Source organism: Paenibacillus dendritiformis (genome assembly GCF_015845845.1).
GTDB classification, from domain to species: Bacteria; Bacillota; Bacilli; order Paenibacillales; family Paenibacillaceae; genus Paenibacillus_B; species Paenibacillus_B dendritiformis_C.
Map to the genome: position 1 here is coordinate 34256 of NZ_LDIG01000205.1, position 20934 is coordinate 55189.

A 20934-nucleotide genomic window follows, 5' to 3' on the forward strand; every position below is an offset into this window, starting at 1 on the left:
AAAAGTGAACGTTTCCGTGCCATCGAGGCGTGACCTACAATAGGAGCACAAAGGAGGTGACGCCAATGTCAGCAGGAGCACCCTCATCTATCCGCGATCCTCGCGCCAGTGGACAATGGAGCCGCATCGGGAGGACGCTGTGGAACGAAAAGTATTTATGGATGATGGCTCTGCCCGGCCTGCTGTTCTTCGTCATTTATAAATATTTGCCGATGCTCGGAGTCGTGATCGCTTTCAAGGATTACAACATGATGCTCGGCATCTGGGACAGCAAGTGGGTCGGCTTGAAGCATTTCTACCGCATCTTCGAGAATCCGGATATCGGGCGCATTTTTTTGAACACCTTGATTATCAGCTTTGTATCAGATTGTGTTTGCCTTCACGATTCCGATATTTTTGGCGATTATGATCCATGAGGTAACGCAAAGGGCGTTCAAGCGGGTGCTGCAAACGGTCTTTTATATGCCGCACTTTCTGTCCTGGGTCGTCGTGGCGGGGATCTTCTATCTGATGTTCCAGAGCGATGGCGCCGTGAACAACATGCTGGTCGATATGGGAATGTCGAAAATCGATATTTTGTCCAATCCCGACAATTTCCGGTTCATGCTGGTGATGCAGGTCATCTGGAAGGAATCCGGCTGGGGGACGATCATTTATTTGGCGGCGCTGTCCAGCATTGACGTCGAGCTGTATGAGGCGGCAAAGATGGACGGGGCCGGACGGCTGCGCCAGATCTGGAATATCACGCTGCCCGGCATCCGCAGCACGATTGTCGTCCTGTTCATCCTGCGGCTCGGCAGCGTGCTGGATGTCGGCTTCGAGCAGATCTTCCTCATGCTGAACCCTTCCGTGCGGGATGTCGGGGAAGTCATCGAGACATATGTCTACCAAGCGGGGGTCGTCAACGGCAACTTCAGCTTCTCGACCGCGGTCGGGCTGATGAAGGGCTTGATTGGGCTGATCCTGATCTACGGGGCCAACAAGCTGGCGAAGCGGATGGGGGAGCGCGGCGTATTTTAGCGCGGGTTGCCTCCAATGTTGTAAGTGCTTACATCATAGAATGCCCATCATGATTTCTTAATCAAAACGGGGGAGGATGTAATCATGCAGTTCACAGGGAAAAAAATCGTATCGCTTCTATTGGCTTGTTCGATGGCCGTCGGCTTGCTGACGGCTTGCGGCAGCGGTGGAGGAACCAAGGAATCGAACGCCGGAGGAGGACAGAGCACGGGGGATGAGGGCAAGAAGTACAGCGTGTCGGCCATGAATATCTTGTATGGCGCGGCGCCTCCGACGACGAACAGCTCGGGCATCAAAGCGATCGAGGAGCGGGCCTCGCCTGGAACTGCCTGACGGCTTTATTCCTGTTCGGACATCTGCTTGCGGTATTGCCCCGGCGTCATACCCGTCGTCTTTTTGAACGTGCGAATGAAGTTCTGCACCGACGTGTAGCGCAGCTTCCCGGCGATGTCCTGAATGCGCATATCGGTATGTAGGAGCATGTCCTTCGCTTTTTCGATGCGGTACGCAATGACGTAGTCCACGAAGTTGCACCCGGTATGCTTTTTGAACAAACGGCTGACCTGAAACGTGTTCAGGCCGATGGCGTCGGCGCATTGCTGCAGCGAGATGTCCTGATCATAATGGTCATGAATATAGGCGATGACGCGCTCAATCCGTTCGGTATGCTTCGGATGGGCCTGCTCGTCCAGCAGCGTTTTGAGCCGTCCGAACACCTCGGTCAGGAAGAAGGCTTCCACATCGCCGAGCGTCTGCCGGGCGGCCAGGGTGCTTAGCAGCGTGCGCTGCAGCTCCGGCGTGAACTCCATGCCGTGATGGTGTGCCATGCAGCGCAGCATTGAGCCGAGCAGCTGGGAGAAGAAGCCGTGCACCGAATCGACGGAGAAGATGGCGCCTTCCTTCAGCCCCTCCATCAAGTGAATGAACTCGGCCCGGGCCGGCTCAAGCTTCGCGGCCTTCAAGCTGTCCAAGATTTTGTACGTCGATTCCGTGATGTCTTCCAGCTGGAAGCTGAGCGCGGGGTCCAACTCATGGGTGAAGATGGCTTGATCTTCATTCAGCACGAACCGGTAGCGCGAAGCCTGCTCGGCCTGCCGGTAGGCATCGGGCAGCCCGCCGAGCCCTTGCAGCGAGTAGGAGACGGAGAGCGTCACCGTGAGCTGCAAATAGGTCTCGATCGCATGCAGCAGATCGGCGCTCGCCTGCTTCAATTGATCCGGCTCGAGCGGCCCGGCATTACAGATGAAGACGGCCAGCTGCCCTGGCTTCATCATGAGCGAATACGCTTGGCCGTACTGTTCTGCCAGCTCCAGCGCCATGTTCTCGACGGCGAAATAGAGCAGGTACTGATCGTCATGCGGGTATTTCGCGTGCAGCTTCCAAGGATCGAAGGTCAGCAGCATGATAGCAATGTAGGACGCGCTGCTGCCGTACTGGATGTCTGCCCGCGCCTCATGCTCCTAGATGCTGCCGAGCAAATATTGATGCAGCGTGTGCTGCTCCATTTTGTCGCGATAACGGCTGAGGCTGCTCTCGAGCTGGCGGTTCTCGCGAATCATCGACTTGATCGCACGGTGCACCTGCTCGATTTCATTGTAGTTGTCCTGACCGCCCCCCTGCTCTGACGAGCGGAGCGGCTGTATCGCCTGGGTCAGCTTCCGCACGGGTCGATACAGGCTGGCGGCTGCGCGCAGCGAGAGCAGGGCGGCGACCGCCACGAAGGTTAAGGAAATGCCGAGGGTCAATCCTTGGACCCGGTCCGCGCTGCGGTTCAGCTCGTCTTCGGCGATGGAGGATATGTAGTACCAGTCCTGATTCCGGGAGGGCAGGACGCTCAGCACAGAGTCGACCCCGTTCAACCGGGTCCGAATCTGGGCGAGCGGTTCGGCTTTCTTGATTAACTCCAGGTTGTCCGCGCTTATCGTGCGCCCAATCTGGTTGCGATCGGTGTCGAGCATAATCTGGCCCTGGCCGTTCACGACGAACAGGGAGAGGGTGGAGTAGCTGTTTTTCGCTGACATCTGGTTGCCGAGCGTATCGGCGTCAAGGTAAGCGATGATCGCGCCAGAGATCGATTTCCTCTCGGTTGAGTCTTCGGCGATGGGCCGGATCAACGTCAGTACGTTCCGGTCAATGCGATGATTAGCCGGAATGCTGGTGCGAGTGTCGATCCAGACGCCTTGCAGCGAGATATGTCTCGCCCGGTCCAGGGCGAGCGGATCGCGGAACTCTTCCTCGGTCAGCAAATGATTGTCCGAGGTCAGGATGCGTTCGGATTGGAAGGAATAGAAGTCGAGCTCGACGACATGCTCCATGCCGCTGCGGATATTGACGAGCACATTCTGCAGCTGGCGGACAACTTCGGGATGGCGCGGCGACAGCTCTTTCATGGCGAACTGGGCCAGAATGCCGGGATAGGCGCGCTTGTCGGAATAGGTATATTGAAGAAGCAGTTCATCTATTTTCTTGATCTGATCGTTCATTTTGCTCTGGGCGTGCTGGAGCAGCGTCGTGTTGTAGAGAGTGGCCTGCTCCCGGATGGTGGCGGTCAGGACATTCGAGATGGTCAGCCCGAGCACGAGCACGGGGATGGTCGCCAACAGCAGCATGGAGATGAGCATCTTTTGTTTATGGCGGACCGGACGAAGCAGATGGGAGAACTTGTGAGTCTTCGCAGCAAGCAAGGGGCGTGGCCTCCTAACATTTTCAAAATGTCGGGGTAGATATGTTCTAGTATAGCACAAATGAAAGCGCTAACGTTGGGATTCGGAAGCAGCGCGGCAAAGGAAAAGGAGGCTGTTATTTATGCTGACAGAAAAATATCGTCCGGACATGATCGCAGCGGCGCTCTCGCCCATTCAACACTATGAACCGGTACCGGCCGCTTCACGGCGGGACGCTTGGCTGGCGTTGGACGATGAGGTCCGGTCGTTCTGGATTTGTGAGGCAGAGGCCTGCCTCGGCATGGCGTGGCCCGCGCTGCCGGCCACCTTATATATGGATTATGTGCGGACGGGGAACCGCTCGCGGTATCAGGAGCCCTATTGCGCGCGCCGCAAGGCTTTGGTCCGTCTCGTGCTGGCCGAATGCATGGAATACGGGGGACGCTTCCTGGATGATATCGTGAACGGCATGTGGTCGATGTGCGAGGAGAGCACCTGGTGCTGGCCGGCTCATCTGAACGGGATCAGGCGCGTGAAGAGCCAATCGCTTCCCGATATCGATCGGCCGGTCATCGATCTCGGCGCCGGGGAGACGGCCGCTCTGCTGGCGTGGTCGTACTATGTGCTGCGGGAAGCGTTGGACGAGCATTGCCCGCCGCTGGGCAAGCGCCTTCGCCGGGAGCTCCAGACGCGCATCCTGGATTCCTATGAGCGGGAGGACGGCTATTGGTGGATGTCGTTCCAGCCGGACCTCCTGATCAACAACTGGAATCCATGGTGCAATGCCAACTGCCTGGCCGTGCTGCTGCTTATCGAGGAGAAGGAGGAGCGCCGGGCCGCGCTCGTTCACAAGGCGCTTCGCAGCCTTGACCGCTTCATCGCCTCCTATGAAGAGGATGGAGGGTGTGATGAAGGCCCCGCTTATTGGGTGCGGGCCGCCGCTTCCCTATATGATGCCCTGCAGCTGCTGCATGCCGCCACGGATGGCGCGATTGACGTCTTCGACGAGCCGAAAATCCGCAATATGGCGGCTTACATTCTCCATATGCATATCGGTGGAGATGCGTATGTCAACTTCGCCGATTCGGCAGCGAGGCTCACCGTTCCTGCCGGTCTGATCGCCCGTTTCGGCCAGGCGGTTGGAGATGCCCGGCTGGAGGCTTTCGGGCGGCATGTTTATCGCCGGCAGGGAGGGCACCGCTATTGGGAGGGAGAGGAGATTCCGAGCCTGCAGCGGATGCTCTTCGACCTGTTCGCGCTGCCGGATATGGAAGGGCCTGCAGCGGAACCGCCAGCGCTGCCGCTCAATCGATGGATGCCGGGCGTGGAAGTGATGGTGGCGCGGGAGCGGGGCGACGGCAGCGGCTGGTTCCTCGCCGCGAAGGGCGGCCATAATGACGAGAGCCACAACCATAACGACATCGGCAGCTTCATCGTCTATGCCGATCAATGCCCGTTGTGGATCGATGCCGGCGTCGGGACCTACACGGCGAAAACGTTCAGCCGGGAACGGTATTCGATCTGGACGATGCAGTCCGGGTATCATAATGTTCCGACCATGAACGGAACGGAGCAAGCGGCGGGGCGGGTTTTCCGTTCGGGTGAAGTCCGCCATGAAGCGGAGGACGGATTGTCGCGCCTGACGGTCGACATCGCCCCGGCCTATCCCGCCGCTTCCGGCATCTCGCGGTGGACGCGAACGTTTACGCTGCTGCGGGAGCCAGCGGGGGGAAGCGGACAAGGCGAGTCTGATTCCGCCTCCTGCATCATCGTGGAAGAGGCGGTGAAGCTGGAGGAGCCAAACAGCGATGTGACGTTGAATTGGATGTGCGCCTATGCGCCGCGCTTCATGTCCGGACGCGTGATTTTGGTGGACGAAGCCGGAAGAGAGAAGGCATGCATGTCGTATGACGAGACGCTGTGGAATACCCGAGTGGAGCGGATCGCGCTGGAAGACGAGCGGCTATGTACAACATGGGGCGATACGATTTATCGGGTACGCCTTACGGCAAAGCGTCCGATTCATGAGGATAGCTGGCGGTTTGTGCTGAAGAAGCAGTAGGCCGAGAAGCCGGGGACACGCAAGCCAACGGATTCTGTGGGAAGGAGCGCGTTACGCAGACAGCAAAAAAGACGGCCTCTCGGCCGTCTTTCTTTTTTCAGGGAAAACGAAAAAACATCCGTCCCCGGCTCCCTATGCGGAAGGAGCGGTTCAAGATGTTCTGTAATGTCTGTAGGCTATTCATAAATATGCCGCTTCATATCAAAGGCATCATCAAGATGCTAATGGCGCGCCCGCAAGGAATCGAACCTTGATCTCAGGCTCCGGAGGCCTACGTCATATCCATTGGACCACGGGCGCACAATCAGAAGACGCAAAATTTATTATAGTGGATAGGCCACCGGAATGCAAGAGTAAAATATATGAAATGAAATAAGACCCGATAAAGACAGGCAGCGAACGCCAGAAACCGGCTCAGGTTGTCAGGCGGAGTCCGATAATGCCGACCACGATCAGCGCCAGGAAGAAAAATTGCTTCCGGGTATATTTCTCCTTGAACCAGAACAAGCTGACGAGCGTAATCCCGACGGCTCCCACGCCGGCCCAGACCGCATACGCGACTCCGGAAGGGATGACGCTCATCGCATGGGTCAACAAATAAATGGAGGCGACGAGACCGAGCGTGATGATGACAAGCGGCGTCTTTTTCTTGAAGCCATCGGCATATTTCATCGCGATCACCGAAATGATCTCCTCCAGTCCCGACAGGATTAAATAAAACCAGGCCATTAGGACTCTCTCCTTTCGCTGTTCCCGCTATCCTCGCGGTTCGGGGTCGACAGCTTCATGCCGATGATCCCGGTCAGCAGCACGAGCAGGAACGTAATCTGCAGCCCATTGAACGCTTCCCCCAGATAGATGCTGGCCGCATAAGTGCCGATCGTGCCGATGCCGACGAATACGGTATAGGCGATGGCGACGTTCAGCCTCCGGTAGGACTGGATAAGCAATAGGTAGCTGACCGTAATGAGTATAATAACGCCGATCCATTCCCATGTCGTTGATGCGTATTTCAGACCGGAAGCCCACACAATCTCCATTAAGGCGGCGACAAGAACAAGCAGCCAAGCCATAATAAAACCTCCTGTTGTCTTACATGATGCCAATGCAGAGGGCCATTCATGCCTGAGAATGGTTTACTGCATGGAACGTTTTGATGAAGGGCAGATGGCCTCCCCTGGACAGTGCGGATAACTCGGGAGTGCCTCCAACATCAAATGACTGACTGTCATTCATTTTACATCAACATTGATTTTTCGTAAAGGCCATCCCCTGAATCTATACGGTTCCTTTGCCGGATTCAGGCCTTCTCTTGTCCAAAAGGGGGGATAATGGGTAAGAATAAGACAGTCGAAGAATATAAATGCCCATCGGCTTGGCAATACAATGAATAAGTTGTTCTTTCCTTGCCCATTATAGAGGCTGGATACTTGCAAGTTGCTCGATTATTCGCTAGAATAATGGTGGGACACAAATCGTTGCGATGGGACGTTTTTGGTCCAATGGTTGGTTACGGAGCAGGAGTGGAGAGAAATGCGTGATTGGTTACAATTACAGAAACGACTGCTGCCCGAACTCATCGAACTGTTGAAGAAGCGTTATACCATCCTGCATCAGATCATGTTGTCCGACTGTATTGGCAGGAGGACGCTCGCCACGTCATTGCAGATGACCGAGCGCGTGCTGCGGGCGGAGACGGACCTGCTGAAGGCGCAGGGCCTGATCGAGATCGACAGCATGGGCATGCGCATCAGCGAAGAAGGCAGGCAGCTTGTCCGCCAGTTGGAGCCCTTGATGGGCGAACTGCTCGGCATGCGCCATCTGGAGGAGAGCCTCCGGCAAGCCTTCGGACTGAGTCAGGTCATCGTCGTGCCCGGCGATTCGGATGTGTCGCCCGCCGTGAAGGATGAATTGGGCACGGCAGCATGCAGCGCTCTCAGCAGCGTCATGGGCAAGGAAGATGTGGTCGCGGTGACCGGCGGCTCCACATTGGCTGCGGTGGCAGATCAATTGACGAGCGCCACACCATGGAAGGGCAACTGGTTCGTACCGGCCCGAGGGGGACTGGGCGAGAGCCTGGAATATCAGGCGAATACGATTGCCTCGACGATGGCCAAGCGCGTAGGAGCTCAATACCGGCTGCTTCATGTGCCCGATCAATTGAGCGAAGAAGCGTACCAATCGTTGAAGCAGGAGCCCAATATTCAGGAGATTCTGCGGGTAATCCGGCAAGCGCGCATCGTCGTGCATGGCATCGGAGACGCCCAAGTGATGGCGGCGCGCCGGAAGGTGGACGAAGCCACGCGGGAAGAATTGAAGCGCCAGGGAGCTGTCGCCGAAGCGCTGGGGTATTACTTCGACCGGGATGGCCGCGTCGTACATACGATGTTGTCTCTGGGCCTTCGCCTGGAGGACATTACGCGTACCGAAGTGGTAATCGCCGTCGCGGGCGGGAAGAGCAAGGGCGAAGCCATTGCCGCCGTGCTGCGCCACGGGCATGAAGACATTCTGGTCATCGATGAAGCGGCAGCGGTTGAAGTATTGAAGCATAGTGGTCTCGATGTGCCTACGGGCCGTCTTGAGCAATAAAAATCAAATCTACTTAGGAAATGGGAGGAATCATCATGGTGAAAGTGGGTATTAACGGCTTTGGTCGAATCGGTCGTAACGTGTTCCGTGCAGCTCTGGGCAATCCGGAAGTCGAAGTTGTCGCAATCAACGATCTGACAGACGTCAAAACACTGGCTCATCTGTTGAAATATGACACGACTCACGGCAAACTGGACGCTACAGTAGAAGCGAAAGAAGGCGCGCTTGTCGTTAACGGCAAAGAAGTGAAAGTCTTCGCTGAGCGCAACCCTGAGAACCTGCCATGGGGCGCTAACGGCGTTGAAATCGTCGTTGAGTCGACAGGTATCTTCACAGCGAAAGAAAAAGCTGAAATGCACTTGAAAGGCGGCGCGAAGAAAGTTATCATCTCCGCACCGGCTACGAACGAAGATATCACGATCGTCATGGGCGTTAACGAAGATAAATACGATGCTGCTAACCACACCATCATTTCGAACGCTTCCTGCACAACGAACTGCTTGGCTCCATTCGCGAAAGTGTTGAACGACAAGTTCGGCATCGTGAAAGGCATGATGACGACCGTTCACTCTTACACCAATGACCAAAACGTGCTTGACCTGCCGCACAAAGATATGCGCCGTGCTCGCGCAGCTGCCGAGAACATCATTCCTTCCACTACAGGCGCTGCAAAAGCAGTCAGCTTGGTATTGCCTGAGCTGAAAGGCAAATTGAACGGTATGGCTATGCGCGTTCCTACGCCTAACGTATCCGTAACGGACCTGGTCGTCGAACTGTCCAAAAACGTGACGGTTGAAGAAGTAAATGCTGCCCTCAAAGAAGCGGCTAACGGCCCGCTGAAAGGCATCATGAACTATTCCGAAGAGCCGCTCGTATCCAGCGACTACAACGGCGACCCAGCTTCTTCCACAATCGATGCGCTGTCGACGATGGTTGTAGGCGACAACATGGTAAAAGTCGTATCCTGGTATGACAATGAGTGGGGCTATTCCAACCGCGTTGTCGACCTGGCATCTTTTATCGCAAAAAAAGGCCTGTAATCGCATAGCATTGACAATCAAAGAGGAGTAACCGCAAGGGCTCCTCTTTGATCCATGCATACGTGCGCGCAAGGCATATCGAGAACCTGACCGAACAGATACAAGAACGAATAGAGAAGCCGGGCATGAACGCACAGATCCGGCGCAGAACGATAGATAGAGACGCTCCTGCTGGATCCATCCGTTGGGCCGGGACAGGGCGGCAGGGCTGGAGAGAGCCCATGAACATTCCATCAGGAATATGAACTGAACCGTACAAGATATAAAATAGATAGAGAACGCTTAGATTAGAAAGAGACAGAACCGAAAGAGATACAGAGCGAAGCTGCTTCGGCAGCACCGCATACCGGACAGAGAACAGAACCGTATGGAGCCGGTGAACGCAAGCTTCTCGGAGAGAGGCCCGTTCATACGAGTGATAGGAGGAACGCGAGATGAACAAGAAAAGCGTGCGTGACATCGATGTAAAAGGCAAGCGCGTATTCGTGCGGGTTGACTTCAACGTGCCGCTGGAAGACGGCAAGATTACCGACGACACCCGGATTCGCGAGACATTGCCTACGATTCAGTATTTGGCGGAGCAAGGCGCCAAGATTATTTTGGCGAGCCACCTGGGACGTCCGAAAGGCGAGGTGGTCGAGTCGATGCGTCTGACGCCTGCGGCGAACCGTCTGAGCGAACTGCTCGGCAAGCCGGTGAAGAAGCTGGATGAGTCGATCGGCGAGCAGGTGCAAGCGGAGATCAACCGCATGAACGACGGCGATATTGTCGTGTTGGAGAACGTTCGCTTCCACAAAGGCGAAGAGAAGAACGATCCGGAACTGGCCAAGGCATTCGCGGCGCTTGCGGACGTGTATGTAAACGACGCCTTCGGTGCGGCGCACCGGGCGCATGCTTCGACCGAAGGCATCGCCCATCATCTGCCAGCCGTATCCGGCCTGCTGATGGAGAAGGAATTGTCGGTATTGGGCAAGGCGTTGTCCAATCCGGAACGTCCGTTTACTTCGATTATCGGCGGATCCAAAGTCAAAGACAAAATCGACGTCATCAACAAAATGCTGGAAATTTCGGACAACGTGATTATCGGCGGCGGTCTGGCTTACACTTTCTTCAAAGCGCAAGGCTATGAGATCGGCAAATCCCTGTGCGACAATGAGAAGCTGGATGTCGCGCTCGGCTTCATGGAGAAGGCGAAGCAGCTCGGCAAGAAATTCTATCTGCCGGTCGATATCGTCGTAACCGATGACTTCAGCGCCGATGCCAACACGAAGGTCGTCTCCGTAGACGAGATCCCGGCGGATTGGGAAGGCATTGACATCGGGCCGAAGACACGCGAAATCTATGCGGATGTTATCAAAAACTCCAAGCTGATCGTATGGAACGGACCAATGGGCGTGTTCGAGATCGAACCGTTCTCTCACGGAACGCGCGCGGTCGCTCAAGCTTGCGCCGAGACCGAAGGCTATACGGTCATCGGCGGCGGCGATTCCGCGGCGGCGGTAGAGAAATTCCATCTGAAAGACAAGATGGATCATATCTCGACCGGCGGCGGCGCGTCCCTGGAATTCATGGAAGGCAAGCAATTGCCTGGCGTAGTGGCATTGAACGATAAGTAAGGAAGTGAAGCGGCAGCGGCGTTCCCGCCGCTTCTGCTGTGCAGAAGGAGTTGAGCTTGCGTGAGACAACCGATTATTGCAGGGAACTGGAAAATGTTCAAAACGGTTCCGGAAGCCGTCGCTTTCATTCAAGAAGTGAAAGGGAAGGCCGAAGTAGAAGGCGTGGAAAGCGTCATCTGCGCACCGTTCACGAACTTGCCGGCTTTGGTGGAAGCGGCGAAGGGCACGTCCATCAAGATTGGCGCGCAGAATCTTCATTTTGAAGATTCCGGCGCATTCACGGGGGAGATCAGCGGCGCTATGCTGAAAGACCTCGGCGTACAATATGTCATTATCGGTCACTCCGAGCGCCGCGCGTACTTCGCGGAGACGGATGAGATCGTGAACAAGAAGATGCATGCCGCATTCCGGCATGGCTTGACGCCTATCGTCTGCGTCGGCGAGTCGCTGGAAGAGCGCGAAGCCGGCAAGACGAACGACGTCTGCAAAGTGCAGACGGAAGCGGCGTTCCAAGGCCTGTCCGCTGAGCAGGCGAAGAGCGTCGTCATCGCTTATGAGCCAATCTGGGCGATCGGCACGGGCAAATCTTCGACGGCTCAGGATGCGAATGACTCGATCAGCTACATCCGCAGCGTCGTCGCCGGCTTGTACAATGAGGAAGTGGCGCAAGCGGTCCGCATCCAGTACGGCGGAAGCGTGAAGCCAGAGAATGTTCGCGAATATATGGCAGCGAGCGATATTGACGGCGCATTGGTAGGCGGCGCCAGCTTGCAGCCGGGTTCGTACATTCAACTGGTGGAAGGGGCGAAGTAAGATGTCTGCACCTAGACCTGTAGCTCTGATTATTATGGACGGCTTCGGACTGCGCGACGTGACGGAAGGCAATGCTGTCGCCCAGGCGAAGAAGCCGAATTACGATCGATACATGAGCATGTACCCGCATACGACGCTCACCGCTTGCGGTGAAGCGGTCGGTCTGCCGGAAGGCCAGATGGGCAACTCCGAGGTCGGCCATCTGAACATCGGCGCGGGCCGCATCGTGTATCAGGATCTGACCCGGATTACGAAATCGATTCGCGAAGGAGAATTCTTCGAGAACGAAACGCTGGTCGGGGCGGTTAACCATGCGAAAGAAAACGGCACGGCGCTTCATCTGTACGGCCTGCTGTCGGACGGCGGGGTGCACAGCCATATCGATCATACGCTTGCGATGCTGGAATTGGCCGCGAAGTCCGGCTTGAAGAAGGTCTATGTTCATGCCTTCCTCGATGGCCGCGATGTCGCGCCGGACAGCGCGATCGGTTATATCGAGCGCCTGCAGGCGAAAATCGACGAGCTTGGCGTTGGCCGCATCGCAACGGTGCAAGGCCGTTACTATGCGATGGACCGCGATAAGCGCTGGGAGCGGACCGAGAAGTCGTACCGCGCGATGGTATACGGCGACGGGCCGAAATACCGCGATCCGGTGCAGGCGGTGAAAGAATCGTACGAGCAGTCGGTATTCGACGAATTCGTCATGCCGACGGTTATCGTCGACGAGAACAACGAGCCGGTCGGCCTCGTTCGCGACAACGACGCGGTCGTGTTCTCGAACTTCCGTCCGGACCGGGCGATTCAATTGTCCCAGGTGTTCACGAACGAGGATTTCCGCGGCTTCGACCGGGGAGATCGTTATCCGAAAAACCTGTACTTCGTCTGCTTGACGCTGTTCGCGGAGACCGTCGGGGGATTCGTAGCGTACAAGCCGAAGGAGCTTGACAATACGCTTGGCGAAGTCCTTGTTCAGCATGGCAAGAAGCAGCTTCGCATCGCCGAGACGGAGAAGTATCCGCACGTGACGTTCTTCTTCAGCGGCGGCCGCGACGTCGAGCTTCCAGGCGAGAAGCGCGTTCTGATCGCTTCCCCTAAGGTTGCGACCTACGATTTGAAGCCGGAAATGAGCGCGTATGAAGTGGCGGAAGCGGCTGTGCGCGAAATCGAGTCGGATGTGCATGACACGATTATTTTGAACTTCGCCAACCCGGACATGGTCGGGCACAGCGGCAAGCTGGAGCCGACGATCAAGGCGGTCGAGGCGACGGATGAATGCATGGGCCGCGTCGTCGAAGCGGTATTGGCCAAGGGCGGCGTCTGCCTCATTACGGCGGATCACGGCAATGCCGATATGGTGTTCGACGAGGAAGGCCGTCCGTTCACGGCGCATACGACCAATCCGGTGCCGTTCATCGTTACGGACAAGAATGTCGAGCTGCGCGAAGGCGGCATTCTGGCCGATATCGCGCCGACGATTCTCGATCTGATGCAGCTTCCGAAGCCGGAAGAAATGACCGGGACTTCGTTAATTGACAAGAAATAATCAATACCGCTATTGTGAAAGCTAAGAAGATGAATGAATGACAAAGGAGATGTATCCCATGACGATGATTATGGACGTATACGCGCGCGAAGTGCTTGATTCCCGCGGCAACCCTACAGTAGAAGTCGAAGTAAAGCTTGAATCCGGCGGCTTCGGCCATGCGATCGTGCCATCCGGCGCATCGACAGGCGCGCATGAAGCGGTTGAGCTTCGCGACGGCGACAAAGGCCGTTACCTCGGCAAAGGCGTAGAAAACGCCGTGAAAAACGTAAACGAAATTATCGCTCCTGAAATTATCGGCATGGACGCGCTCGATCAAGTCCTGATCGACCGCACCATGATCGAACTGGACGGCACGCCGAACAAAGGCAAGCTGGGCGCGAATGCAATCCTGGCGGTATCGATGGCGGTAGCCCGCGCAGCGGCGCACGCGCTTGACATGCCTCTGTACACTTACCTGGGCGGATTCAACGCGAAGCAGCTTCCTGTGCCGATGATGAACATCGTAAACGGCGGCGCGCATGCGGACAACAACGTTGACGTTCAAGAGTTCATGATTCTGCCTGTAGGCGCTCCGAACTTCAAAGAAGCGCTCCGCATGGGTGCGGAAATTTTCCATAACCTGAAATCGGTCCTGAAATCCAAAGGCCTCAACACGGCGGTAGGCGACGAAGGCGGCTTCGCTCCGAATCTGAGCTCCAACGAAGAAGCGATCACGACGATCATCGAAGCCATCGAAAAAGCAGGCTACAAGCCAGGCCAAGACGTATTCCTCGGTATGGACGTCGCTTCCACCGAGTTCTACAAAGACGGCAAATATACGCTGGAAGGCGAAGGCAAATCGTTCACTTCGGCTGAGTTCGTAGACTTGCTCGCATCTTGGGTAGAGAAATATCCAATCATCACCATCGAAGACGGCTGCGCCGAAGACGATTGGGATGGCTGGAAATTGCTCACTGACAAGCTGGGCGGCAAAGTACAGCTCGTCGGCGACGACCTGTTCGTCACGAACACCGAGCGTCTGGCTACCGGTATCGAGAAAGGCATCGGCAACTCCATCTTGATCAAAGTGAACCAAATCGGTACGCTGACCGAAACGTTCGACGCGATCGAAATGGCGAAGCGCGCAGGCTATACGGCGGTTATCTCCCACCGTTCCGGCGAGTCCGAAGACAGCACGATTGCCGACATCGCGGTGGCAACGAATGCGGGACAAATCAAAACGGGCGCACCTTCCCGTACGGACCGCGTAGCGAAGTACAACCAATTGCTCCGCATCGAGGACAACCTGGGCACAACCGCACGCTACGATGGCCTGAAGTCGTTCTACAACCTGAAAAAATAAGACGAGCCGAATGAAACGGTGCGTCTAAGCGAACCGGACTCCTGAGGGGGTCCGGTTTTTTCTCGTACCTTTAGGGCAGGATTTGCGATCGAAAAGTCAGGGGGCTGGTCTAAAGTTGTCCTAGATCGAAAGTTCAGGCATAAGCTGGACCTGAGGCTAGTTTTTCCAGATGCCTCTTGCGGCGAGGGCCGCGGTGTGGATATAATGTATATCAGCTACTATTCATTAAACAATACTGATTGTTGATTATAACTTATAGTATTGCCGGGGATTGGGATATGAAGGCAGGTGACCCTATTGAAGGAAATTATTCAGTTCAAAAAAGGCGTGCTCGGCTTATGCGTGATGGTGCTGATCAATCAGCGCGATCGATACGGCTTCGAGCTGGCGCAGCAAATATCGAAGCATGTGGAGGTGGCGGAAGGGGCGCTCTACCCTGTCCTTCGCCGCATGGTGGCGGACGGGCACTGCACGACCTACCTGCAGGAGTCGACGGAGGGACCGCCGCGCAAATATTATAAGCTGACCCCGGCCGGCAAGGCATACATGATGGAGCTGGTAAGCGAATGGGAAAAGTTCGTTGACGGCGTCCAGAGGCTGCTGGAGACAACGGCCGATGGAGACCAGGAGCCGGATAACGAAGACAACGGCATTGCCGTTCGCGGAGAGGCGGAAGGGGAGTCTGATTTTTCGGTCTAAGAAGACAGAACATTCATTGCAGGGGGGAGAAAGATTGCATAAAGAGTATTTTTTATTGAAGCTGAAGTATGGATTGATGTCGCTCCCGGCTGAAGATAGAGACGAGATTTTGGCGGAGTACAGCGCCCATTTCGCCTTCGGCGAGCAGCAAGGGCGGACGGAAGAGGAGATTGCCAGGGAGCTTGGCGATCCGGAAGAGCTGGCGGTCGAACTGCTCGGGGCCCGGGATGAGGGTGCTTCCGGAGGGGACAAAGGCCGGGCAGACCATCCTGCCGGTTTCTACCCGCCAGATATGCACCGGGGACCGGACATGCAGAGTCCAGGCTATGGCCCGCACGGTACTCCCCACGGTGTGCCGCATGGAGCGCCACATGGAACCCCGCACGGAGCGTCACATGGATCTCCGCACGGAGCGTCATACGGATCGCCGCCTATGCCGCCGCCGATGTATGATATGCCTTACAGGGACGGGTACGGCGCCCCTTCCAGAAGCGCAATCAGCATTATCGGGGCTATCTTCTCTTGTTTTTTCGCCGTGCCGCTGCTTATCGCCGGCTGGGGATTATGCGTTGCCCTGGCTTGCGTCGCGTTCGTGCTGCTGCTTGGACCGCTGCTGTATCTGTTGAAGTTGGCCTTCGGGGGAGCCTTCTACGGAGCGGAAATGTCAGTCATGTTCATCATGTTCGGCATCGGGATTTTCATGATTCAGGGTATTGGTATGTTGTTCCGCGCCTATGGCCGTCTGAATCGGATTTATTTCCAATGGGTTTCCGGAAGGGAGAGAAGATAGATGAATAAGACCATTCTGAACATGGTGGGAATCGGCTGCATTGCCGCCGGAGTATTAGGTTTGTTTTCATTCGGGACCGAGACACTGACCACTTCTCAGCTCCCGCATTATGAGTATACGATCGAGGCCGGAACCGATTTGAAGCGGGTCGAGCTGCGGGGAGACCGCGGCGATATTGAAGTCAATTGGGTGTTCGACGGGGGGAACAAGATTGACATCAACGGGCAGGCTCCGGATAAGGTGATATCCAACCTGAGCGAGGCGAAAGTGAGCAATGGAACGCTTGTGCTCGACTATCGAACCAAGGAGCCGGAGCAATGGATTCGGCTTTTCGGAGTGAACACGCAAAAACAAAACCATGAAATTACGATACATGCGACGGAGACCCAGGTACTGGAGCGTCTGAAGGCTGATCTGGACATGGGGACATTTAAGATTACCGGCGGCCGGGTGGATGAACTGGAGGCGAGGAGCAAGCTCGGGGAAGTGATTGTGAAGCAGCTGCAGGGGAACCGAGTCAAGCTGTCCTCGGATGCCGGCACGGTACTGGCGGAGGACGTGGATGCGGTGATCGATGCCAGTTCCTCTCTCGGGCAGGTCAAGCTGCTGCATACGACCCAATCCGTCACGGCCAAGGCGGATGCGGGCAACGTCGTCATCGATCAAAAGGAACCGCACCCGATCAAGGCCAGCAGCAACCTTGGCACCATCAAAATCTCGGTTTCGCCGAAGTTCGAAGGCATTTATGATTTGCGAACCAATCTGGGGGATATCGACGCGCCGGATTCGAAAATGAAAAGCGATATGGTGATTAAGGCCCGAACGGATCTTGGGGGGATTACCATTGTCGAAAAATAGCTTGTGATCTCGGGAGATGTGATTATAATCGGTTATAAGCGAATGTTCAAGGCGTCGGCGGCCGGATGCGGTTAAAAGACGATTTTTTGAACAACCTCTATAATGAAATCATTTTGCTTTGCGGCATGAAAAGGGGCAATACGATGAAACCGATTCAGAAAGTACTCACATTGGCAGGCTCTGATTCGAGCGGGGGCGCAGGCATTCAGGCCGATTTGAAGACGTTCCAGGAGCGCGGCGTATACGGCATGACCGCGATAACGACGATTGTGACCATGGATCCGGACGATTCCTGGGCGCACCGCGTCTTCCCGATCGAGCTCTCTACGATAGAAGAGCAGTTGAAGACGATCCTGAGCGTAGGCATTCAAGGCATGAAGACGGGAATGCTTGGCTCGATTGATATCATTGAATTGGCCGCGCGGACGATGGAGAAGCATAACATTCCGAACGTGGTCGTAGATCCGGTTATGGTCTGCAAAGGCGCGGATGAAGCTCTTCATCCGGAGACGAATGACGCGCTGCGCGACATTCTCGTGCCGAAGGCGACCGTCGTTACGCCGAATCTGTTCGAAGCCTCGCAATTGGCGGGCATGGCACCGATTCGTACGCTGGACGAGATGAAGCAAGCAGCGGCCCGGATCCACGAGAAGGGCGCCAAGTATGTGCTTGTGAAGGGCGGCTCCAAGATTGGCCTGCCGACCTCGGTCGATGTGCTCTATGACGGCACGGAATTCGAGCTGCTCGAGGCGGAAGTCATCGACACCACCTTCACGCATGGGGCAGGGTGCACGTATTCGGCCGCGATTGCCGCCGAGCTGGCGAAGGGCCATTCGGTTCGCGACAGCGTCCATACGGCGAAGCGGTTCATTACGGAAGCGATCCGACATTCGTTCCGCTTGAACCAGTATGTCGGCCCGGTTCGGCATAATGCGCTGCGCCAGGTTGATCACGGGGAGCAGGAGTAAGGGAAGCTGAACGGCGGGCACCCCGAAGCGGGGCAAGCCTTCGGGAAAGCCTGTTCAACTTTTTATTGGCAGCCGGGCGAGGTCCTTGCCTAATGGATCGTCCTGTGCTACAATAATATTGCTGTTTTCATGCAGTTGAACGTTTTCGAAGGTGTTATCGCATTGGAGGTGGAAGTTGTGGAAGTTTTCTTGAAAATATTGCTCGTCATTTTTTCGATCGCTTTGATTGGCATCGTCCTGCTGCAAAAAGGGAAAAGTGCCGGCCTGTCAGGCGCCATCTCCGGCGGTGCGGAACATCTCTTCGGAAAGCAAAAGGCGCGTGGTTTGGAGCTGTTCATGCAGCGCGCAACCATTGTAACGGCTGCAGGCTTTATGATTGTATCGATGATTGTCGCTTATTTGGGAACGAAATAATGAGAATGAGCAAGCGGGGACGAAGGTCTCCGCTTTTTTGCTGTTTGTATGCCAGCCTGGGTGGGGGAGAACGGCTTGAACGGTGCTGCGTTATGGAGCTGGCCGAACGGATGACCGGATGCGGAACGGCAAAAACTGCATGGCACGATTTCCGCCGCTCCGGGAAGACTGGGTATTGAGCCCTTCCTTTGTAACCGGTGGGGGCGCTTTTGAATCTGCTAAAGCAACCGAATGGAAGGAACGCCGCGACCGCTGATGTTTTCGCATTTATTACGTGTATACACGGGTATATATTGGTATACTGTTACAAGCAAGGTCATGGCGAGGTGTGAGGTGAGGACATGATAACGGAACAACAGTTATTGGATTTTATGCGCGAAACCGCTTATAAGCCGATGACCTATAACGAGCTGGAGCAGCATTTCGAAATTCAGGATGCTGCCGACTTCAAAGCATTTCTCGTACTGCTTACGCGGCTGGAGGAAGAAGGACAAATTATCCGTACCCGCTCGGATTGTTACGGCGTTCCCGAGCGAATGAATCTGCTGCGCGGCCGGCTGCAGGCGCATGCGAAGGGTTTTGGATTTCTGATACCGGATGAGACGGGACATCCCGATGTATACATTCATGCCAACGATATGAAGACGGCGATGCACGGCGATATCGTGCTCGTTCGCATCACCAGCAAGGGAACGGACGGAACGCGGATGGAAGGCGAGGTCGTGCGCGTCGTCAAGCGTGCGGTGGAGCAGATTGTCGGCCTTTTTGAAAATCATGAATCATACGGCTTCGTTATCCCGGATGACAAGCGGATTAACCGGGATATTTTCGTCGCGCGCGAGCATATGCACGGCGCGGTGACCGGGCAGAAGGTCGTCGTCCGCATCATCGTCTATCCGGAAGGCCGGGCGGCGGCACAGGGCGAAGTCATCGAGGTGCTCGGGCACAAAGATGATCCGGGCGTCGATATTTTGTCGATTATCCGCAAGCATCAGCTTCCGGAAGCTTTTCCCGCCGAGGTGATGGCGGAAGCGGAGGCGGTGCCGGATGCCATTAGCGAAGAGGAGATCGTCAGCCAGGGACGCCGGGATCTGCGCGGCATGACGATCGTGACCATCGACGGAGAGGACGCGAAGGATCTCGATGACGCGGTCCACGTAGTGAAGCTGCCGAACGGCCACTATGAGCTCGGGGTTCACATTGCCGATGTCGGTTATTATGTGCCGGAAGGCTCGGAGCTGGACCGGGAAGCGTACGCCCGCGGCTGCAGCGTTTATTTGGTGGATCGGGTCATCCCGATGCTGCCGCATCGGCTGTCGAACGGCATTTGCTCGCTTCATCCGCATGTCGATCGGCTGACGCTGTCCTGCGTGATGGAGTTTGACGAGAAGCTGAAGCCGGTTCGCCATGATATTTTCCCGAGCGTGATCCGCACGGTGGAGCGGATGACGTATACGAATGTTCGCAAAATCGTCCAAGGCGAGGACCCCGAGGTGATCGCGCGCTATGCGGAGCTGGAGGATTTCTTCCTGCTCATGAAGGAGCTGGCGCTGAAGCTGCGGAAGCGGCGCATGCAGCGCGGGGCGATTGATTTCGACTTCGAGGAATCGAAGGTAATCGTGGATGAGCAGGGCAAGCCTGTCGATATCGTAAAGCGGGAGCGCTCGATCGCGGAGCAGATCATCGAGGAGTTCATGCTGGCGGCGAACGAGACGGTGGCGGAGCATTTCCATTGGCTGCGCGTGCCGTTCCTGTACCGGATCCACGAGGAGCCGAACGCGGAGAAGCTGTTCCACTTCATGACGTTCGCGGCCAACTTCGGCTATGTCGTGCGCGGCAAGGGCAATTCGGTCCATCCGCGCTCGTTGCAGACGCTGCTGGAGGAGATCGAAGGCACGCGCGAGCAGACGGTGATCAGCACGATGATGCTGCGGTCCATGAAGCAGGCGAAGTATGATGCGGAGAGCACCGGCCATTTCGGGCTGGCTGCTGAGTTCTATACGCACTTCACGTCGCCGATCCGGCGTTATCCCGATCTTGTCATTCACCGCATCATCCGCGAGGTGATCCAGCATGGCGGAACCCTGCCGGAGAAGCGCCATGAATATTTGGAGACGCGCATGCCCGACATTGCGCAGCAGTCATCGGCTCGCGAACGGGTGGCCGTCGACGCCGAGCGGGATACGGAGGCGCTTAAAAAGGCCGAGTTCATGCTCGATAAAATCGGCGAGGAATTCGACGGCATCATCAGCAGCGTGACGAGCTTCGGCATGTTCGTCGAGCTGGACAATACGGTGGAAGGGCTGATCCGGCTTAGCGGGCTGACGGATGATTATTATCATTTCCACGAGCAGCATATGCTGCTGGTCGGGGAGCGCACGTCGAACATTTTCCGCATTGGCGACGAGGTGCGCATCCGGGTAGGCCGGGTCAATCTGGAGGACTACACGATTGATTTTGAACTCGTGAGCAGCACGCCGCGGTATAGCGACCGGGATGCGCGCGAGTTCGGGC

At 56.1% G+C, this 20934-nt stretch carries 20 protein-coding genes and 1 tRNA gene; 16 read left to right on the forward strand and 5 right to left on the reverse strand.

All coding sequences use genetic code 11. From position 1 onward, the window contains the following. The first annotated feature begins 65 nt into the window (after window positions 1-65). From ABD76_RS29715 to ABD76_RS21030, 3 genes are all read left to right on the forward strand, one after another. Window positions 66-416: a hypothetical protein gene (locus ABD76_RS29715; RefSeq protein ID WP_242069692.1), complete on the forward strand. Its 351-nt coding sequence runs from the start codon at window positions 66-68 to the stop codon at window positions 414-416. Beyond that, window positions 406-1020 carry an ABC transporter permease subunit gene (locus ABD76_RS29720; protein ID WP_242069696.1) on the forward strand — a complete coding sequence of 205 codons (615 nt, stop codon included), beginning with the start codon at window positions 406-408 and terminating at the stop codon, window positions 1018-1020. The genes ABD76_RS29715 and ABD76_RS29720 overlap by 11 nt, the downstream gene beginning before the upstream one ends. Window positions 1021-1104: 84 nt before the next feature. Then, window positions 1105-1353: a hypothetical protein gene (locus ABD76_RS21030; protein WP_242069693.1), complete on the forward strand. Its 249-nt coding sequence runs from the start codon at window positions 1105-1107 to the stop codon at window positions 1351-1353. 5 nt (window positions 1354-1358) lie between these two features. On the opposite strand, the gene ABD76_RS29725 is transcribed toward ABD76_RS21030, so the two are convergent. Together ABD76_RS29725 and ABD76_RS29730 are read right to left on the reverse strand one after the other, a co-directional pair. Beyond that, window positions 1359-2423: a helix-turn-helix domain-containing protein gene (locus tag ABD76_RS29725; RefSeq protein ID WP_242069694.1), complete on the reverse strand. Its 1065-nt coding sequence runs from the start codon at window positions 2421-2423 to the stop codon at window positions 1359-1361. Window positions 2424-2480: 57 nt separating this feature from the next. Continuing rightward, window positions 2481-3704 carry a cache domain-containing protein gene (locus ABD76_RS29730; RefSeq protein WP_242069695.1) on the reverse strand — a complete coding sequence of 408 codons (1224 nt, stop codon included), beginning with the start codon at window positions 3702-3704 and terminating at the stop codon, window positions 2481-2483. A gap of 121 nt (window positions 3705-3825) precedes the next feature. On the opposite strand from ABD76_RS29730, the gene ABD76_RS21040 reads away from it, so the two are divergent. After that, entirely contained in the window at window positions 3826-5745 is a 1920-nt protein-coding gene (locus ABD76_RS21040) for a heparinase II/III domain-containing protein (RefSeq protein ID WP_197259073.1), read from the forward strand. A 225-nt stretch (window positions 5746-5970) separates the two neighbouring features. Here ABD76_RS21040 and ABD76_RS21045 read toward each other — a convergent pair. From ABD76_RS21045 to ABD76_RS21055, 3 genes are all read right to left on the reverse strand, one after another. Beyond that, window positions 5971-6045, reverse strand: a tRNA-Arg gene (locus ABD76_RS21045). A gap of 114 nt (window positions 6046-6159) precedes the next feature. After that, entirely contained in the window at window positions 6160-6474 is a 315-nt protein-coding gene (locus tag ABD76_RS21050) for a DMT family transporter (protein ID WP_168182524.1), read from the reverse strand. After that, a complete protein-coding gene (locus tag ABD76_RS21055; RefSeq protein WP_197259074.1) occupies window positions 6474-6818 on the reverse strand; it encodes a DMT family transporter in 345 nt (114 codons plus the stop codon). Before ABD76_RS21055 ends, ABD76_RS21050 begins: the two co-directional genes overlap by 1 nt. Before the next feature lie 460 nt (window positions 6819-7278). On the opposite strand from ABD76_RS21055, the gene ABD76_RS21060 reads away from it, so the two are divergent. The 12 genes from ABD76_RS21060 to rnr form a co-directional block, all read left to right on the forward strand. Next, window positions 7279-8334, forward strand: a complete 1056-nt coding sequence (locus ABD76_RS21060) for a sugar-binding transcriptional regulator (RefSeq protein ID WP_197259075.1) — start codon at window positions 7279-7281, stop codon at window positions 8332-8334. Between the two features lie 32 nt (window positions 8335-8366). Further along, a complete protein-coding gene (gene gap / locus ABD76_RS21065) occupies window positions 8367-9374 on the forward strand; it encodes a type I glyceraldehyde-3-phosphate dehydrogenase (protein WP_197259087.1) in 1008 nt (335 codons plus the stop codon). Between the two features lie 434 nt (window positions 9375-9808). Continuing rightward, complete coding sequence (locus ABD76_RS21070; protein WP_197259076.1) at window positions 9809-10990, forward strand: phosphoglycerate kinase; 1182 nt, start codon at window positions 9809-9811, stop codon at window positions 10988-10990. Window positions 10991-11050: 60 nt separating this feature from the next. Next, window positions 11051-11803, forward strand: a complete 753-nt coding sequence (gene tpiA / locus ABD76_RS21075; protein WP_197259077.1) for a triose-phosphate isomerase — start codon at window positions 11051-11053, stop codon at window positions 11801-11803. A 1-nt stretch (window position 11804) separates the two neighbouring features. Beyond that, the gene (gpmI, locus tag ABD76_RS21080) at window positions 11805-13346 is read left to right on the forward strand and encodes a 2,3-bisphosphoglycerate-independent phosphoglycerate mutase (RefSeq protein ID WP_197259078.1); all 1542 of its coding nucleotides are present in this window, start codon (window positions 11805-11807) and stop codon (window positions 13344-13346) included. A 58-nt stretch (window positions 13347-13404) separates the two neighbouring features. Beyond that, window positions 13405-14691, forward strand: a complete 1287-nt coding sequence (gene eno, locus ABD76_RS21085) for a phosphopyruvate hydratase (protein ID WP_197259079.1) — start codon at window positions 13405-13407, stop codon at window positions 14689-14691. 297 nt (window positions 14692-14988) lie between these two features. Continuing rightward, window positions 14989-15390 carry a PadR family transcriptional regulator gene (locus tag ABD76_RS21090; RefSeq protein WP_197259080.1) on the forward strand — a complete coding sequence of 134 codons (402 nt, stop codon included), beginning with the start codon at window positions 14989-14991 and terminating at the stop codon, window positions 15388-15390. A 34-nt stretch (window positions 15391-15424) separates the two neighbouring features. Further along, on the forward strand, window positions 15425-16180 hold the full coding sequence (locus ABD76_RS21095) for an HAAS signaling domain-containing protein (RefSeq protein ID WP_197259081.1): 756 nt from the start codon (window positions 15425-15427) through the stop codon (window positions 16178-16180). Then, window positions 16181-17038, forward strand: a complete 858-nt coding sequence (locus ABD76_RS21100) for a DUF4097 family beta strand repeat-containing protein (RefSeq protein ID WP_197259082.1) — start codon at window positions 16181-16183, stop codon at window positions 17036-17038. 143 nt (window positions 17039-17181) lie between these two features. Beyond that, window positions 17182-18006, forward strand: coding sequence for a pyridoxine/pyridoxal/pyridoxamine kinase (gene pdxK, locus ABD76_RS21105; protein WP_197259083.1), 825 nt, complete (start codon window positions 17182-17184; stop codon window positions 18004-18006). 177 nt (window positions 18007-18183) lie between these two features. Further along, window positions 18184-18420 carry a preprotein translocase subunit SecG gene (gene secG, locus ABD76_RS21110; RefSeq protein WP_168182537.1) on the forward strand — a complete coding sequence of 79 codons (237 nt, stop codon included), beginning with the start codon at window positions 18184-18186 and terminating at the stop codon, window positions 18418-18420. A 341-nt stretch (window positions 18421-18761) separates the two neighbouring features. Then, on the forward strand, window positions 18762-20934 hold a 2173-nt coding region (rnr, locus tag ABD76_RS21115), incomplete at its 3' end, for a ribonuclease R (RefSeq protein WP_197259084.1).